The sequence below is a fragment of the Parabacteroides gordonii MS-1 = DSM 23371 genome, assembly GCF_000969825.1.
Classification (GTDB): Bacteria; Bacteroidota; Bacteroidia; order Bacteroidales; family Tannerellaceae; genus Parabacteroides; species Parabacteroides gordonii.
Window position 1 is genome coordinate 1 of record NZ_KQ033922.1, and the last position, 15,068, is coordinate 15,068.

Annotated in this window: 19 protein-coding genes and 1 pseudogene; all 20 read right to left on the bottom strand. The window is 43.5% G+C overall.

Features of this window, described 5'->3' with window-relative positions:
* Window positions 1–132: pseudogene (locus tag HMPREF1536_RS25440) on the bottom strand (helix-turn-helix domain-containing protein); the annotation flags it as partial.
* A gap of 28 nt (window positions 133–160) precedes the next feature.
* A complete protein-coding gene (locus HMPREF1536_RS25445; RefSeq protein WP_007482655.1) occupies window positions 161–619 on the bottom strand; it encodes a hypothetical protein in 459 nt (152 codons plus the stop codon).
* A gap of 22 nt (window positions 620–641) precedes the next feature.
* Window positions 642–1,109 (bottom strand): hypothetical protein, encoded by a 468-nt coding sequence (locus HMPREF1536_RS25450; RefSeq protein ID WP_007482656.1) that lies wholly within the window; start codon window positions 1,107–1,109, stop codon window positions 642–644.
* A 62-nt stretch (window positions 1,110–1,171) separates the two neighbouring features.
* Window positions 1,172–1,750: a hypothetical protein gene (locus HMPREF1536_RS25455; RefSeq protein WP_007482658.1), complete on the bottom strand. Its 579-nt coding sequence runs from the start codon at window positions 1,748–1,750 to the stop codon at window positions 1,172–1,174.
* Window positions 1,751–1,797: 47 nt separating this feature from the next.
* A complete protein-coding gene (locus tag HMPREF1536_RS25460) occupies window positions 1,798–2,391 on the bottom strand; it encodes a hypothetical protein (protein WP_007482659.1) in 594 nt (197 codons plus the stop codon).
* A 72-nt stretch (window positions 2,392–2,463) separates the two neighbouring features.
* Window positions 2,464–2,856 (bottom strand): hypothetical protein, encoded by a 393-nt coding sequence (locus HMPREF1536_RS28495; RefSeq protein ID WP_007482662.1) that lies wholly within the window; start codon window positions 2,854–2,856, stop codon window positions 2,464–2,466.
* 73 nt (window positions 2,857–2,929) lie between these two features.
* Window positions 2,930–3,679, bottom strand: a complete 750-nt coding sequence (locus tag HMPREF1536_RS25470; protein WP_007482664.1) for a hypothetical protein — start codon at window positions 3,677–3,679, stop codon at window positions 2,930–2,932.
* Window positions 3,680–3,752: 73 nt separating this feature from the next.
* A complete protein-coding gene (locus HMPREF1536_RS25475; RefSeq protein WP_007480245.1) occupies window positions 3,753–4,307 on the bottom strand; it encodes an imm11 family protein in 555 nt (184 codons plus the stop codon).
* Window positions 4,308–4,410: 103 nt separating this feature from the next.
* The gene (locus HMPREF1536_RS25480) at window positions 4,411–4,932 is read right to left on the bottom strand and encodes a DUF7691 family protein (RefSeq protein ID WP_007480238.1); all 522 of its coding nucleotides are present in this window, start codon (window positions 4,930–4,932) and stop codon (window positions 4,411–4,413) included.
* A gap of 9 nt (window positions 4,933–4,941) precedes the next feature.
* Complete coding sequence (locus HMPREF1536_RS25485) at window positions 4,942–5,643, bottom strand: PoNe immunity protein domain-containing protein (protein ID WP_007480240.1); 702 nt, start codon at window positions 5,641–5,643, stop codon at window positions 4,942–4,944.
* Window positions 5,644–5,715: 72 nt separating this feature from the next.
* Window positions 5,716–6,159, bottom strand: coding sequence for an Imm12 family immunity protein (locus HMPREF1536_RS25490; protein WP_005787127.1), 444 nt, complete (start codon window positions 6,157–6,159; stop codon window positions 5,716–5,718).
* 79 nt (window positions 6,160–6,238) lie between these two features.
* Window positions 6,239–7,345: a tyrosine-type recombinase/integrase gene (locus HMPREF1536_RS25495; protein WP_007480249.1), complete on the bottom strand. Its 1,107-nt coding sequence runs from the start codon at window positions 7,343–7,345 to the stop codon at window positions 6,239–6,241.
* A 95-nt stretch (window positions 7,346–7,440) separates the two neighbouring features.
* A complete protein-coding gene (locus HMPREF1536_RS25500) occupies window positions 7,441–8,055 on the bottom strand; it encodes a TetR/AcrR family transcriptional regulator (RefSeq protein WP_007568835.1) in 615 nt (204 codons plus the stop codon).
* 406 nt (window positions 8,056–8,461) lie between these two features.
* Complete coding sequence (gene trpA / locus HMPREF1536_RS25505) at window positions 8,462–9,235, bottom strand: tryptophan synthase subunit alpha (protein WP_028727390.1); 774 nt, start codon at window positions 9,233–9,235, stop codon at window positions 8,462–8,464.
* Between the two features lie 15 nt (window positions 9,236–9,250).
* Window positions 9,251–9,880 (bottom strand): phosphoribosylanthranilate isomerase, encoded by a 630-nt coding sequence (locus HMPREF1536_RS25510; protein WP_028727391.1) that lies wholly within the window; start codon window positions 9,878–9,880, stop codon window positions 9,251–9,253.
* Window positions 9,874–10,686, bottom strand: a complete 813-nt coding sequence (gene trpC, locus HMPREF1536_RS25515) for an indole-3-glycerol phosphate synthase TrpC (protein WP_028727392.1) — start codon at window positions 10,684–10,686, stop codon at window positions 9,874–9,876. The genes HMPREF1536_RS25510 and trpC overlap by 7 nt, the downstream gene beginning before the upstream one ends.
* A gap of 2 nt (window positions 10,687–10,688) precedes the next feature.
* On the bottom strand, window positions 10,689–11,684 hold the full coding sequence (gene trpD, locus HMPREF1536_RS25520) for an anthranilate phosphoribosyltransferase (RefSeq protein WP_028727393.1): 996 nt from the start codon (window positions 11,682–11,684) through the stop codon (window positions 10,689–10,691).
* Between the two features lie 4 nt (window positions 11,685–11,688).
* On the bottom strand, window positions 11,689–12,258 hold the full coding sequence (locus tag HMPREF1536_RS25525; RefSeq protein WP_028727394.1) for an anthranilate synthase component II: 570 nt from the start codon (window positions 12,256–12,258) through the stop codon (window positions 11,689–11,691).
* A gap of 4 nt (window positions 12,259–12,262) precedes the next feature.
* Window positions 12,263–13,669, bottom strand: a complete 1,407-nt coding sequence (locus HMPREF1536_RS25530) for an anthranilate synthase component I family protein (protein WP_028727395.1) — start codon at window positions 13,667–13,669, stop codon at window positions 12,263–12,265.
* 3 nt (window positions 13,670–13,672) lie between these two features.
* Window positions 13,673–14,860 (bottom strand): tryptophan synthase subunit beta, encoded by a 1,188-nt coding sequence (trpB, locus tag HMPREF1536_RS25535; protein ID WP_028727396.1) that lies wholly within the window; start codon window positions 14,858–14,860, stop codon window positions 13,673–13,675.
* Window positions 14,861–15,068: the final 208 nt, after the last annotated feature.

The window sequence follows — 15,068 nt, forward strand, 5'->3', positions numbered from 1 at the left end:
AAGTTCCAAGTAGTTGTCCATTTTCCGGCTGTTGTGCAGCAGCCATGTTACCTTTTCGTCCAGTTCCTTGCAGGACGCTTCCAACTCCGCTTCGGGAGCGGGAAGCAATAATGATGTAATCCGTTGTTCCATATCTGATGTTTTATATATGAATGACATATCATTTGTTCCACTTCACGCAATCCGTCCAACCCCATTCATCGAACAGCCATGTTTCTAAGAAGAAAAGTACAAAGGGCAGCAGGAACAGAAAATATGCCTGTACTGCGCTGATATGCTTAGAGCGGCGGTAGCGGTTCAACAATGCCTGTACACGGGCTTTCCTGTATCGTGCAAGAATAAATACACAAATAAGCAAAAACATTGCACCTAAATAGCCAAGATGTAAGGACGACCATTCCGGTACACTGTTAATCAGGAGAAAGTTGCCGGGCAGAACTACTACCCACCACCAATACCAAAACAGCAGTATAAAACCTGACATCCGCCCTATCTTCTTGCCCCAAACCTCTCCCTTGAAATATAGGTAGTCAAAAAAATAGTATCTGTAATTCGTCCGGTTTGCACGTTGCTTCACTCGTTCAAAATAGTTATCTGTATTTTTTATTCCTTTATTCATAATGGCTTGGAAAGGAACGCCGTCAGATGCTATCTTTCGTTGTTACTAACTTATTTACAAATCCCAATCCGGTGAATAAACACCCAATCCCAATAAGGGGATAAACAATGCCACATAAGACTGCAAGCATATTCAATCCTCGTTCATCTCCCGTGAAGCCGTCTAAACAAACAGCTTGCAATATGAAGTTTGTAATTTGCCAATCCAATAAACTTTGGTCTATACAGATAAAGGCAAGCCACAAAAGGATAGAGCAACATTCCAAACCCAACAATAACATTATGGTTTTAGGCTGCATTGCATATAGTTTATAGACCTTGTAGATTACCAGTATATCTATTATTACAAGCATACCCAAAAGACAATATTCCATAATGCCATATATTCCGAACAGACGACCAAAGCCTAAGCCACCACAAAATAATGTTATGGCTATCAGCAAAGCACTGAAAGCTGTCAATGCTATTATGGATTGAACAGTTTTATTCATCGCACTATTGTTAATGGTTAGCAGGGAACGGCTTGTCCGTTATCCTGCGTTGTTAGCTGTATCTATTTTAGAAAATCCAAATCAAAATAATATTGATTGTCATTCTTCGGATTTATGTAAATCGTTGCCACTCCATAATATTGCAATAGCATTTCCAATGAAACTTTTTCCTTCAAAATTGCATCACTGCGAAATGTTTTTGTCTTTCCTTTGTATGGGGTGGTGTACGTCACGGTGCATATTGCAGTGGACACTACTTGTTCACTATGATAAATGTCAGGAAACAAAGAGCCGCTAACACCATTCCAAAACTGGGTTTCCCATGAATTGAATACCTTAAAGACTGGCTCTTGCATCCTTGACTTCTTGCTACTCCATTTCTGCGCACTGACTTTACATTGGCTTAAATCAACCGATAATCGTGTTCCATGCTTTTTTATCTGTTTGATTGCCTGCCTTGCTCTATATCTACGAATAGCAGCACCTATAAGATTGTGATTTAACCATACAAGCAATAAAACCACTCCCGGTATTCCAATGGCATACCACCTTCCGGCAAAACAAATGCCCACACCGAATACATAAATCCAAATAAAAATAAATCCAAGTATTCTCAATATTTTATTCTCATAGATTTTCATGTCATATAATTACAGCTAATGCCTTGAATGCTTAGAAAGGAGCATCGTTAGATGCTATCTTTCGTTATTAGATATCTATTGCCCTTTCTCGCTTGAGGATATGGAACTAAAGTTGCCTTTATAATTCGATTATTACAGTTAAATGGTACATAAGCCACTTTACTATCAATACTTAATGTGTCGTTTAGCTGTTTCAAATGGGAGTGCTCATTTTGTAATAAAACTTCCGTTTTTGAAAAGTCCACAGAACTGCATATCGGATAGAAACCGGAAAAACAAGTAGGCGTTATGTAAGCTGCTTGATTTTCATAATCAAAGAACAGGAAACGGTTTCCGTCTGCCACATTATCATACACAGCAAAGCAATCAAACTTTCTCACTCCATTGATTGTATAGCTTTGCACGAAGTCAATATTGCTATCATCTACCGCTTTCAACTCAAAAATGACCTTCTTTTCATCGTGCTGATTAAAACACAGCCTATATAGAGTTTCAAATTCTGTTTTTTCTGTTTCTATATAAAGGGTATCTTGTTCAGTCAAAAAATGATACTTTACTGAATTTTGTTCCACATAGCCGTTTTTCGCTATAACATAGCTAAGTGGGAAAAGGAACAAACAATACAATACAAATATTCTCATGTCTTTATATCTAATGATTAGAAAGGAGCATCGTCAGATGCTATCTTTCGTTGTTACTAACTTATTAAATCTTTATTGTATAATTTTTAGCCAATGACGATGTGTTATTATAAAATAAAGTAATACAACCAAAATGGGATAAATCATCCATGATATGAAGGAAGAAACCTTTTGGCTATTAAATATCAGAGGTTTACTCCTTATAATTTCCATACCTTTTTTCCTTTTGATATAATACGAACAGAATGTCTTGTATAATAAAACATAGATTATGATGAAAAACACAAAAGGGGTTTTATAATTGAAATTCTCCTCTATCAGTAGATATGCCAATACTATAACAGGAAGAAATAATATTCCACATATTATCTGTATCGTCCGCTCATGTGGATTTTCCAATATAAATTTATCCCTATTAAATATGAATATCTGATAATACATCGCATCTAAAATGAATTTTATCATAAAGAGTTATTCGTATTGTTAGTAATGGCTAAGCGGGGAACGCTGTTAGGCGTTATCACGCTTTGTTATAAACTCAAATTACTTTGCATGATTGGCTTTTATTTACCCACCATTCCTGTTCTTCCACCTCACGAGCCTTTTGTATCTCGTCCGTTGTCAGATTTTCATTGTGATAGGCATTATATAGATTTTCCCAACCATTCTTACGATATTTCGGTGATACAATCCATTCGCCTGCATCATTAAACAGGCAGAAGTTTGCAGGAGTATCGGGTATAATCTCATCTGCCCAAGAACAGACTTTTGTCAGTCCCTTTGCGGATTTCCACTTACCCCGATATTCAGATAAGTTCAATTTCAGTTCTGCTATTTCATTCCGTCCTTTCTCTATTTGCTGTCCGCTCATCCGATACCCCTGCTTGAAAGAACCGGAGAATGTACCGCTATATCGTTTATCTCCGTATTCCGCAAACGAGTAATACCCGTATATGAAACCGTCCAATTCCGTATATTCACTTTTTATCATTTGGGAACAGGAAGAAATGCTATCTACACAAACCTTTCCCTTAAACGGACAGATTACGGATAATCGGGTACGACTGATACCCTTTATCTCATATTCTCTACTATCCATTTTCCGAACTTCGGTAATATGAATATCAATTCGGCTACAATCTTCTCCTAATATGCCAATCATGCTTAAATTGTCAAACAAGCCCGAAAGGTCTTGCTGCAAAATATCTGCTTTGGGATTTTGTGAATAGGCTACTCCACAAAACCAAAAGAGTAAAAAGATAATGATATGGTATATTTTCTGTTTCATATTTTGCATTACTGTTTATAATGGCTTGACAAGGAGCTGCGTTTAGCAGCTAACTTGGCTTGTTATCAGTGATTTATTTTGCGATACCTGCACATGTAAATTTTAATCCTGTGATTGAATATTGCTTCACAAAATCTACAAATTCATCTGTGCAATAATAATTGTTATTAAACAGACTATCCCGAAATATGATATATGAACCGATATTTCCTTTATTGAAAATACCATTATTATCTCTCATCATCTTCAAAATTTCTTCATTGCTCTTGGACTCTATATTTAAGGCATCGACTGTATTCAATACATTTATAAAATAATAGTTTGAAGTATTACCGTCTACATTGACAGGTAAAACTTCTATTTGTCCTTTCAGCTTTTCAGCGAGCAATAAAGATGTTCTTTTATTTACTATCAGACAACCAGAAAAATAACAAGAAGCATCAAAGTCCTCACTTCGTTTGTCTTTCTTTTTTCTTTTATCTTTAAACAATTCTAAGCTAAGCCCTTTCCACTCATTAACAAGTGATTGACCATTATAATCCCAAACATCTTTATTTGATTTATCTTCTTCCTTGAATACAAAGAACTTGTAATTATCAAAGTCTTGTCCAATTTCATATATATTCATAATGTTACACTATTTAATTACTGATAATGGTTTAGCAGGGAACGGCTTGTCCGTTATCCTGCTTCGTTAACATCATATTTTATTCTCATTCCAGTGTACCATATCAATACACCATAATAACAAGGTCTTTTTGCGCTTCAACGGCTTCATCGAAAATGAAATTCAAGTCGTCCATTTCCTGCTCGTAATCATAATCTCCGATACCGTTACCCTCTTGTAGTGAGGTGTATTCCGTCCGCTTGCTCTCCAAATCTGAAACGGGTATGCTGATGATATAGGGAAAATCACTGCTCAATGGAATAGGGATGAATGTACTTTGGCTATCCAATTGCCAAAGGTTTTCCGCACAGTAGATTTGCGTTCCATAATGGTTGCAAATCTTTTCATATACATACCCGTACATGAAAGCAATTTCGGGATAACGGATTTCTCCGTTCACTATATCTGCCAACGCTGCATAAGCATCTTTATCCGTGTTCAGGCTATCGCTGAAATAATCGTTCAGAGTGTCAAGTTCCTGCTTCAACGCAACCTTTAATTGGTTTATAAGCTGATTATCACAAGTTCCATAAACAGACTTTACCTTATCGGCTTCTGTCAAATATGCACAAACAGAGTAACTCATACCTTTTCTTCATTTAATATTGTCATTCCAGTGTACCATGTCGTATGGATAGTAGGGCAACCCTTTCAGGCTGCTATCATCCAGCCCCAAGACCTTGACCAATGCACCGCTTTCAAAACACCAATAACCGTCATGGTTGATACCATATTTATGGTCGTCATGCCAAGATAAATCAGAATGTCCTCGATACCATTCTTTTTTGAGGTATTTTTCCAATCGTTTCACCGCTTCTGCTTTGTCTTGTTCAGCCAACTCTGTAACAGTGATAGCAATTCGATAGGGTGACGGATATAATACTTGGTTTGTTGTCCTTTCCCAATCAGGAAATCTGTATCTAATCAATGTATCATAAATATAGTCTTTAGCTTCTCTGTCTTTTATCAGTTGCACCAGACCATGTATAAGGTCGTCTTCGTAATCCAACATAATGCCTATTGACAGAAGCCACAACATTTCAATATAAAATCCGTTGTCCGTCCAAAATCTCGGCATTGTTTTGAGGGCTTTCACATAATTGTTTTTCAGCTTATCAATATCCTGTCCCATAGAATACTGTACTAATAAATAACGAAGCCTATAATTGAACAAAGAATCGTAACCTATATGTTTTCCTGAAAGATGCATTTGTTCATAATAACTAATATCTTCATCATACATTTTCAGTTGCTTCAAATACTGTTCTTCTGTAAAAAGTTTATCTCTTGTTTCCATTATGGTACACTGCTTTTTGATGTTAATGGGTTGCAGCTTGCCGCCGTTAGGCGGAACAGGTGCTTGTTATTGCTATATTTCATTCACTATATCATTCATCTTTTTGCTGCAAATATCAACACAATGCTTGTATGAATTAATATCAAATGCGTACTTATATTTAGCCAATTTATTCAAAATCAAATCTCCATTTTTAATCATCAAACTTGTTATTGTAAAAATGAAATAGTTTAAATCTTTTTCCTTATTCCCAGTCCATTGTGTCCTGTCAATGCAAAAACTAACCACATATTCTTTTTTAACATTGTAATATCTTGGTTGATATATTCCTGTTCCGTTATAATAGGATGAAATATCACCATCAAAAAACAATGTTACCTTAAACATGGTAACAGCTTCATTTTCAAATGAAGTAAATGTATCTTTTATAATTTTCCTCATATTGCGCACAAAGGGACTTAAGGCTTTAGATGCATTAAGTTCTCCACCATATACTATATTTAATGTAAATTCCATACTTCCTTAATTAAGTTAGCAATAATTTTTCGATAAACGCACCTTATGGTGTAGTTCCTATTCACTATTAAATCATTGTCTAATCATCATCCAAACAATCCAGCGGATTGGGGATTTTTGCTTTATAGGCGTTCGATACGTGCAGATAAATTGCCGTTGTTTTTATATCGGTATGTCCCATAAGTTCCTGTATGGTTCTTAGGTCTGTCCCTTGTTCCAGCAGGTGGGTGGCGAACGTGTGCCGGAGCATGTGCAGGTGTACCCGATGCTTTATTCCGGCTTTCCTTGCCGCTTCTTTCAATATCTTAACCAATGCGCTGGGCGAGTATTGTTCGCCTGCCTGTTCGCCCTCAAAAAGCCATTTTTGCGGTCTGTATTCCCGGTAGTAAGCCCTTAGTTCGTTGAGCAGCTTTTCCGACAGTAGGGAATACCTGCACTTCTTGCCTTTTCCGGCAATCCTGATTAGCATCCGTTCGCTGATGATGTCTTGGGGTGTCAGGTTCAGAAGTTCGCTTCGGCGTAGTCCGGCAGAGTAAATAAGAGAAATCATGCACCTGTGTTTCCGATTGGATAACTGTGCAAAGATGCTTTTCATTTCTTCCCGGCTTAATACTTCGGGCAATGCCTTGTACTCTTTTGCACGGGCTATCCCGCCATAATATTGCCGCTTGCCTTTCCGGACTTTCTCGTAATAGAACTTGATAGCGTTGATGCGCATGTTCTGCTGGGTGGCGGATATGTGCTTTTCCTTTACCATGTGGAGCATATAGCTGTTTATGTCCTCGACCGTCAGCAGGTCAAGGTCTTGCCCCTTGTGGTATTCCATGAAGTCGCTGAAATAGATTTTATAGGCTTTTATGGTGGAAAGGCTGTACCGCTTCTGTTCCAGCAGTTCGAGGTAGCCTCTCGGCAGTATGTATTCCCTTTTAGGTTTGGGATGCCGCACGTAAACCCGGCTGTAATCAATATAGGCGTGGGGCGAATAGCGGTCATAGAAATCCGGCAGTTTAAAAGCGGTGGCAGGTATGTAGGCAGAACTATTGCCTGTCTTTTCCACGTCCGTATCTTGGGCGAGCAGCAGGGCGACAGCCTGACTGTTTACATACTCTATCCGTATGTAGTCCGCACCGTTTCTTTCTTCCTTGTACAGAACGATGCTTCCTCTCTGTTTCTGAACCTTATCCATGTCGCTGAATTTTGCTTCGCTCCAAAGATAAGATAAAAATATCACTTTTTGAACATCTGTTCAAAAATAATAGAGGTTAAAAAAACAAAAGAGTATCAGGCTTTAAGCAGCGAATAGATATGGCGAAAATTTTCTGCCAGTTCGTCCACGTTCAGACCGTTCAGAAATGCTTGTTCGTATGACAGTCCTAAAAACATTTGCCGGAACAAGATAGCCGTTTTCTTCACGTCCGTGTTGCTCCTGATTTCCCCGCTTTCTTTTGCCTTCTGTATGACTTTCTCCCATAGGTCATAGTCTTGTCGGTAGATTTTCTCAATTTTCTGCCTGATACCCGGATAGTACATGCGCACTTGTGACAGGAAATGAAAGTAGTAGAAGTTAGGACTACAATCATGCGGGCTGCAATTATCGCCAATCAGTTCAACAATCCTTTTCATGGAAGCGGCTACTCCCGCCACGTATTGCCCGATGAACTCCGTCAACGTATCGGCAGGAGCGGCAAACTTGTTTTCCGGTTCGTGCATTTGCAACACGTATTTGTCCGCCACAGCCATGAATAAATCCAACTTGTGCGGAAAATAATAAACGATACCCGTTTTTGTCACCCCGCAGGCTTTGGCAAGCGTGATGATGCTTGCTTTCTCGTAGTTCATCCTGACAAATACGCCGAACGCTTTATCTATTACTTCTTCACGGTTAGTTATTATCATACACGTTTGTTTTTAATCGGTTACGAAGATACGGATTTTGTTTTAACCATTTGTACCCCAGTGCTTTTTTTTAGTGCAAGGTGCAAGTATATATTTATATATATAGCTTGCACCTTGCACTAACCCAAAAATATTTATTATCAGATATTTGCGAGTTTCAAAAGAAAGCCGTATCTTTGAACCCGAAAGTTAGGCAGACAAACAGCGGTCAAAGTTGGACAAGCCCAACATCTGAAAATCGTTACTGTTTCGTTACCTATTTGAAATTTTGAAAGCGAAGTAGCTGAAATATAAGCGGTTAGAGTTGTAGGTTCAAAACCCTGTCTTTCCGCGGAATTATAAATAAAAAAGTCCTGCAGTTACATGCAGGACTTTTTTATTTATCCATACTTTATCTTAAATGGTATTATTTCTTGAGTGCATCCAGCAGTTTATCGATTGCCTGGGCGGCTGTCGCTTCACTTTTCAGCAACTGGATAAACTTGCTGCCGATGATGGCGCCTGATGAATTGGAAGCAGCCGCATCGAAGGTCGCTTTATTGGATATACCGAAACCAACCAGGCGGGGATTACGCAGTTTCATGGCGTTGATGCGGCGGAAGTAGGCCTGTTTCTGTTCGTCGAAGCTCTGTTGGGCTCCGGTGGTTGCTGCACTCGATACCATATAGATGAAGCCGGAAGTATGTTCGTCGATCAGGCGGATGCGTTCTTCGGAAGTTTCCGGGGTGATGAGCATGATCATTTTCAGGTCATAACGGTCGGCGATGGCTTTGTAATCGGCCATATAGTCGGCGAAAGGCAGGTCGGGGATGATCATGCCATCTACGCCGACTTCCACACATTTCTTACAGAAGGCTTCAAAACCGAACTGCATGATCGGATTGAGGTACCCCATGAATACGAGCGGGATCTGTACCTCCCGGCGTATGTCTTTCAGCTGGTCGAACAGGAGATGAAGCGACATGCCGTTGTGCAGTGCCTGTGTGGCAGCTTCCTGGATAACAAGGCCGTCGGCCATCGGGTCGGAGAAGGGGATACCTATTTCAACCATATTGATACCTTTGGCTTCCAGCTCTTTCAGGATGGTTACCGTATCATTCAGCGCGGGATAACCGGCTGTGAAGTAAACGGACAGGATGCCGTTCTTCTTTGTTTCGAATAGATTTGTAATACGATTCATATGCTTGTCTTTTATTTATTTCTTAATCTTATCTATAAATGTTTTTAGTTTCTCTGCATCTTTCATGCCCGGAGCGGTTTCAAATCCGCTGTTGAGGTCGAGCCCGGCCAGTTTCGGATGATGGAAATTGCGGATGGCTTCTACGCTGTCCGGATTGATCCCGCCGCTTAGCAGGAAAGGAGTTTGCCCTTTATAGGCGGTGAGTACCGACCAGTCGAACTGCTTGCCCGAACCTCCGTATCCGTTGCATTTGGTGTCGAACAGGAAATAGTCGGCCCGGCCTTCGTAGTCGGCTGTCAGCTTTAAATCCTCTTCATCTGCAATGGAAAAAGCTTTGATGATTGCATAGCCCCGTTTCTGCAATGCATAGCAGGTGTCCGGCGATTCATTCCCATGCAACTGCAAATACCCCAGCGCATATTTATTTCCCATCTCCATCATATATTCAGGCGTTGCATCCACGAAAACACCGACCCGTACGGGCGGTCTGCGAACCGCCCTTTCCTTGCTTATCTCATCCGGAGAAAGATTTCCCGCAAAACGGGGGGAGCGGGCATAAAAGATAAACCCCATCCAGTCGGCCCCTGCTTCTGCCACCCGGCGGATATTATCCGGTTCGCGCATGCCGCATACCTTGATCAGCATGATAGTCCTCCTATAAAGCCGGATAAGGTTTCACCCGGTTGTTCCGTTTTCATAAATGTCTCTCCGATCAGGAAGCCTCGGAAACCTGCTTCACGAAGGCTACTTACCGTGGTAGGATCGGAGATGCCGCTTTCAGAGATCAACAACGGGGAAAGATCTTTTTCTTTGGATATCTCCTGCATCTTCTCTGCCAGGCGGAACGAATTTGCCACATCCGTATGGAAGGTACCGAGATTTCGGTTATTCACTCCCAACATATCGATATGCGGATTGAGATAGGCCAACTCTTCTTCACTATGGACTTCCAGCAATGTTTCCAATTGCAGGGTATGAGCCAGTTCAGCTAATGCCAGGCATTGGTCGGTAGTCAGGCAGGCGGCAATCAGCAGCACGGCATCGGCTCCCATCACACGGGCCTGGTAAAGCTGGTATTCATCGATGATAAAATCCTTACGGAGCAACGGCAGGCTCACCTGTTTACGAGCCTGGCAAAGATCGCCCAGCGAACCACCGAAGAACTGCGGGTCGGTCAGGACGGAACAGGCGGAAGCTCCGGCTTTCTCATAGGCCGGTATCACGTCGGCAATGGCGGCATCCGGATGCAACCAGCCTTTCGATGGGCTTTTGCGTTTAAACTCGGCGATGATTCCCGATGAAGAAGCCGCCAGTGAGGCCCGCATCGAATAGGTGGTACGTTCTAGGCGTTCACCTCCCAATGCCAGTAATGTTTGAAGGCGGACGGCTTGTTTCTGCCGTTCTACTTCGATACGTTTGTTGGCTATGATGTCTTGTAATATATCTTTCATACTTAATTATTCAGTGAAATGAACTTTTTCAGTGTCGCCAGCGCCTTGCCGCTTTCCAGCGATTCGCGTGCTTCGGCGATACAGGTTTCTATCTTTTTCTCCGGACAGATCACCTGGATGGCGAAAGCCGAATTGGCGATCACGCAGTTTTTCTGTGCCGGGGTTGCCGTATTCTTCATAACGCTGTCGAAAATGCGGGCGGCATCTTCTACGGTCTGTCCGCCGTCGAGATCCGCTTCCGTGCAACGGGCGAAACCCAGCATTTCCGGTGTGTATAACTTCTCTTTCTCCGACATGGCTACCTTAAACTCGGTAGTCAGCGATATCTCATCGAACCCGTCCAGACTGTGGACTACCGCAAAGCGGGTTCCGCTCTCCTGATACGTATAACTGTACAGGCGGAGTAACGGCAGGTTATATACGCCTAGCAACTGATAGGCCGGCATCACCGGATTTACCAACGGGCCGAGCATATTGAAGAAGCTGCGTACCCCGAGACTTTTACGTACCGGAGCGACTGCCTTCAGTGCCGGATTGAACAAAGGGGCATGAAGATAAGCGATATGGCAGGCTTCCATCGACTCGCGCAGCTTATCGATACTGTTCGTGAATTTTACTCCGTGCTGTTCCATCACATTGCTGGCACCGCTTACGGAAGTAGCCCCGTAGTTACCATGCTTTACCACATTATAACCGGCACCGGCTACCACGAAGCTGGAAGCGGTACTGATGTTGAAGGTGTTTTTACCGTCACCGCCTGTTCCTACAATGTCGATCGGCTTATAATCGGTCAGGTCGACCGGTACACGCATTTCGAGCAGGGCTTCACGGAAACCGGATAACTCTTCTACGGAAATGTTACGCATCAGGAATACCGTGATCAGGCTGGCTATCTGCGAGTCGTTATATTCTCCGGCTGCCATCCGCTGAAGTATCTGGCGGGCTTCATCCCGTCCCAGATACTGATGTTCGAATAATCTATATAATATATCTTTCATTGTGTTATGCTTTTAACCAGTTTTCAATAATGATCTTTCCCTTCGGAGTCAGTACCGATTCCGGGTGGAACTGAATACCCCTGACGTCATAGGTGCGGTGACGAAGTGCCATGATCTGCTTTTCTTCCATGTCTTCGGCTGTTATTTCCAGGCAGTCGGGGAAGTTCTCGCGCGACACGGCCCATGAGTGGTAACGTCCGGCACGGAAACCTGCCTCAAGTCCGGCAAACAAAGGTTCTTTCGCTGTTACCCGGATATCGGAACATACACCGTGATGAACGTCTGTCAGGTTAATCAGCGTCGCTCCGAATGCTTCGCCTATCGCCTGCTCGCCCAGGCAGACCCCCAGGATGCTTTTAGTCGGGGCATACCGGCGGATCAAGGGGAGCAGGATGCCTGCTTCTTCGGGAATACCGGGGCCCGGGGAAAGCAATATTTTGTCGAAGCGGTCAACTTCTTCCAGTGATATTTTGTCGTTGCGGTGTACTTCTACCTCTGCGCCCAGTTCCTTCAGGATGTGTAATAAATTATAGGTGAAGGAGTCGTAATTGTCGAATAATAATATCTTGCTCATAATCTTAATTCTTTAGTTTTGCTGCCAGGTCGATCGCTTTCTTTAAAGCTCCCAGCTTGTTATTAACTTCCTGAAGTTCGCGTTCGTCATTGCTTTTGGCAACGATACCGGCACCAGCCTGGTAATATAGTACATTGCCGCGGCTTACGAATGTACGGATGGTGATCGCCTGATTCAGATCGCCGTCCAGGCCGATAAACCCGATACAGCCGCCATAAGCTCCGCGGTTATGTTTCTCCAGGTCGGTGATCAACTGCATGGCACGTACTTTCGGGGCACCGCTCAGTGTTCCGGCAGGGAATGTATCGATATAAGTCTTAACAGGATTGCTATCGCTGTTTACCTCGCCGCTTACACGGGATACGAGGTGGATCACATGGCTGTAATATTGTACTTCCTTATAGAAGTCGACCTGTACGTTGTGGGCATTGCGGCTCAGGTCGTTGCGGGCAAGGTCTACCAGCATGACGTGTTCGGCATTCTCTTTCGGGTCGGCCAGCAAGGCTTCGGTACGTTGTTTGTCCAGTGCTACATTTCCTGTGCGGAATGCTGTTCCGGCAATCGGGTCGATACTTGCGTGGCCTTCCGCTACTTTGCAGTGTGTCTCCGGAGAAGATCCGAAGATCCGGAAGCCGCCGAAATCGAAGTAGAACAGATAGGGGGAAGGGTTGACGCTTCTTAAGGCACGGTACACTTTAAAGTCGTCTCCTTTGAACGGTTGCTCGAAGCGGCGGCTCAGTACGATCTGGAAAACATCGCCACGCAGGCAGTGTTTGATGCCTTCGCGTACCATCGCTTTATATTCTTCACCGGTGATAGGGGAAGTTTCCGGGCCGGCTGTCTGGAAGTTATAGGAAGCATAGTTGCGGTTTTCGATCAGTGTCTCTATCTCTTGCAGGTGGCTGCTTTCACCTTCCTGTAATAGTTCGACTAATGTCAGTTCGTTCTTGAAATGATTGAATACCAGGATATACTTATATAATATGTATAGCATATCGGGAGCATCGTTCTCCTCGTGGTGGGCTTCCATAACCGGAATGTTCTCGAAGTAACGGACGGCATCGAAAGCTGTGTAGCCGAACAGGCCGCATACTTTCTTGTCGGCACCTTCTATGCTGTAACGACTCAGGAAAGCATTCATCGCATCGGCAACGTTATAACTTTCGGTCAACGGAGTTACTTCGCTCTGCCCGTCGGGGAAGGTTGCCGTACATTCGCCGTTATTGATGCCGATACTGGCCAGCGGACAGAGGGCGATAAACGAAAGGCTGTTCTCATTCCCGTGGAAGTCCGAACTTTCCAGCAGTGCTGACTCGGGGTAAATGTCCCGTACTTTCAGGTAAATACTTACGGGGGTATGCAGGTCGCCCAGAACCTGTTTGCTTATAGTTTTGAAGTGATAGTTTTTCATCGGTTACTTTCTGTTTTTATATTCAATATAGGTATCCATATCTTTATCCCCACGGCCGGAGACGGTCAGTACAACCACATCTTCCGGTTTAAAGTTCACTTTGCCGAGTGCTCCCAGCGCATGTGCGCTTTCCAGTGCCGGGATGATCCCTTCCAGGCGGGTCAGTTCGAAAGCGGCTTCCAGTGCCTCGTCATCATCGACGGCCAGGATGGAGGCCCGGTGGGAAACGGAGAGGTTGGCGTGGATCGGGCCGATACCCGGATAATCCAGTCCGGCGGAGATCGAGTAAGGTTCTTCGATCTGTCCGTCTTCACTCTGCATCACCAGCGTACGGGCTCCGTGGATGATCCCTTTCTTACCCAGTTGGATGGTGGCGGCGCTCATACCCGAGCAGATCCCTTTTCCTCCGGCTTCAGCCAGGACAAGCTTCACCCGTTCGTCGTTGATGAAATGATAGATCGTTCCGGCTGCATTGCTGCCACCGCCTACACAGGCGATCAGATAGTCCGGATTTTCGCGTCCTTCCTGTTCCAGAAGCTGCTTCTTTATCTCTTCGCTGATGACCGATTGCAGGCGGGCAACCATATCCGGATAAGGATGAGGGCCTACGGTAGAACCGATGATATAATAGGTATCGGAAGGATGACAGCACCAGTCGCGGATAGCTTCGTTCGTCGCATCTTTCAGTGTCATATTACCGGAGGTGACAGGGATGACTGTGGCGCCGAGCATCTCCATTTTCTGTACATTGGCGTGTTGGCGTTCCACATCGGTCTTGCCCATATAGACGATACATTCCATATTCATCAGGGCGCAGACGGTAGCGGTGGCTACCCCGTGCTGGCCGGCTCCTGTTTCAGCGATGATACGTGTTTTACCCATGCGGCGTGCCAGCAGGATCTGTCCGATCGTGTTGTTGATCTTATGTGCTCCTGTATGGTTCAGGTCTTCCCGTTTCAGGTAGATTTTGCATCCGTACTTTTCGCTTAACCGTTTTGCCAGGTAAAGAGGAGAGGGGCGGCCTACATAATCACGCAATAACTGGTTGAACTCCTGTTTGAAGCTTTCACTTTCCAGTACATCCAGATACGTGTTCTGTAAATTTTCCACACACTGGTGAAGGATCTCGGGGATGTATGCCCCGCCGAACTCACCGTAGTAACCATTTTTGTCCACTTGATACGTTTTCATCTTTTTGCTATATTATTTTAGTTGTATTCCGTTTGTTTGAAAAAGAAAAAAGGCCTGTCGCAAGTGCGACAGGCCTTTCTATGATATCTTGACTAGTATATACACAGGACTGCGTTCCTTACGACCGTTTGAGGAGTAAAGAGCGCCACCACCAAAATGTATTTACTATAAATGTTCTCATGACTGTTTTTATTATTACGGCAGCAAA

What these genes read in the sequence shown, in the direction of transcription:
- HMPREF1536_RS25445 (WP_007482655.1), bottom strand. Translation starts at nt 619, where the DNA reads ATGAATAAAGGAATAAAAAATACAGATAACTATTTTGAACGAGTGAAG.
- HMPREF1536_RS25450 (WP_007482656.1), bottom strand. Translation starts at nt 1,109, where the DNA reads ATGAATAAAACTGTTCAATCCATAATAGCATTGACAGCTTTCAGTGCT.
- HMPREF1536_RS25455 (WP_007482658.1), bottom strand. Translation starts at nt 1,750, where the DNA reads ATGAAAATCTATGAGAATAAAATATTGAGAATACTTGGATTTATTTTT.
- HMPREF1536_RS25460 (WP_007482659.1), bottom strand. Translation starts at nt 2,391, where the DNA reads ATGAGAATATTTGTATTGTATTGTTTGTTCCTTTTCCCACTTAGCTAT.
- HMPREF1536_RS28495 (WP_007482662.1), bottom strand. Translation starts at nt 2,856, where the DNA reads ATGATAAAATTCATTTTAGATGCGATGTATTATCAGATATTCATATTT.
- HMPREF1536_RS25470 (WP_007482664.1), bottom strand. Translation starts at nt 3,679, where the DNA reads ATGAAACAGAAAATATACCATATCATTATCTTTTTACTCTTTTGGTTT.
- HMPREF1536_RS25475 (WP_007480245.1), bottom strand. Translation starts at nt 4,307, where the DNA reads ATGAATATATATGAAATTGGACAAGACTTTGATAATTACAAGTTCTTT.
- HMPREF1536_RS25480 (WP_007480238.1), bottom strand. Translation starts at nt 4,932, where the DNA reads ATGAGTTACTCTGTTTGTGCATATTTGACAGAAGCCGATAAGGTAAAG.
- HMPREF1536_RS25485 (WP_007480240.1), bottom strand. Translation starts at nt 5,643, where the DNA reads ATGGAAACAAGAGATAAACTTTTTACAGAAGAACAGTATTTGAAGCAA.
- HMPREF1536_RS25490 (WP_005787127.1), bottom strand. Translation starts at nt 6,159, where the DNA reads ATGGAATTTACATTAAATATAGTATATGGTGGAGAACTTAATGCATCT.
- HMPREF1536_RS25495 (WP_007480249.1), bottom strand. Translation starts at nt 7,345, where the DNA reads ATGGATAAGGTTCAGAAACAGAGAGGAAGCATCGTTCTGTACAAGGAA.
- HMPREF1536_RS25500 (WP_007568835.1), bottom strand. Translation starts at nt 8,055, where the DNA reads ATGATAATAACTAACCGTGAAGAAGTAATAGATAAAGCGTTCGGCGTA.
- trpA (WP_028727390.1), bottom strand. Translation starts at nt 9,235, where the DNA reads ATGAATCGTATTACAAATCTATTCGAAACAAAGAAGAACGGCATCCTG.
- HMPREF1536_RS25510 (WP_028727391.1), bottom strand. Translation starts at nt 9,880, where the DNA reads ATGCTGATCAAGGTATGCGGCATGCGCGAACCGGATAATATCCGCCGG.
- trpC (WP_028727392.1), bottom strand. Translation starts at nt 10,686, where the DNA reads ATGAAAGATATATTACAAGACATCATAGCCAACAAACGTATCGAAGTA.
- trpD (WP_028727393.1), bottom strand. Translation starts at nt 11,684, where the DNA reads ATGAAAGATATATTATATAGATTATTCGAACATCAGTATCTGGGACGG.
- HMPREF1536_RS25525 (WP_028727394.1), bottom strand. Translation starts at nt 12,258, where the DNA reads ATGAGCAAGATATTATTATTCGACAATTACGACTCCTTCACCTATAAT.
- HMPREF1536_RS25530 (WP_028727395.1), bottom strand. Translation starts at nt 13,669, where the DNA reads ATGAAAAACTATCACTTCAAAACTATAAGCAAACAGGTTCTGGGCGAC.
- trpB (WP_028727396.1), bottom strand. Translation starts at nt 14,860, where the DNA reads ATGAAAACGTATCAAGTGGACAAAAATGGTTACTACGGTGAGTTCGGC.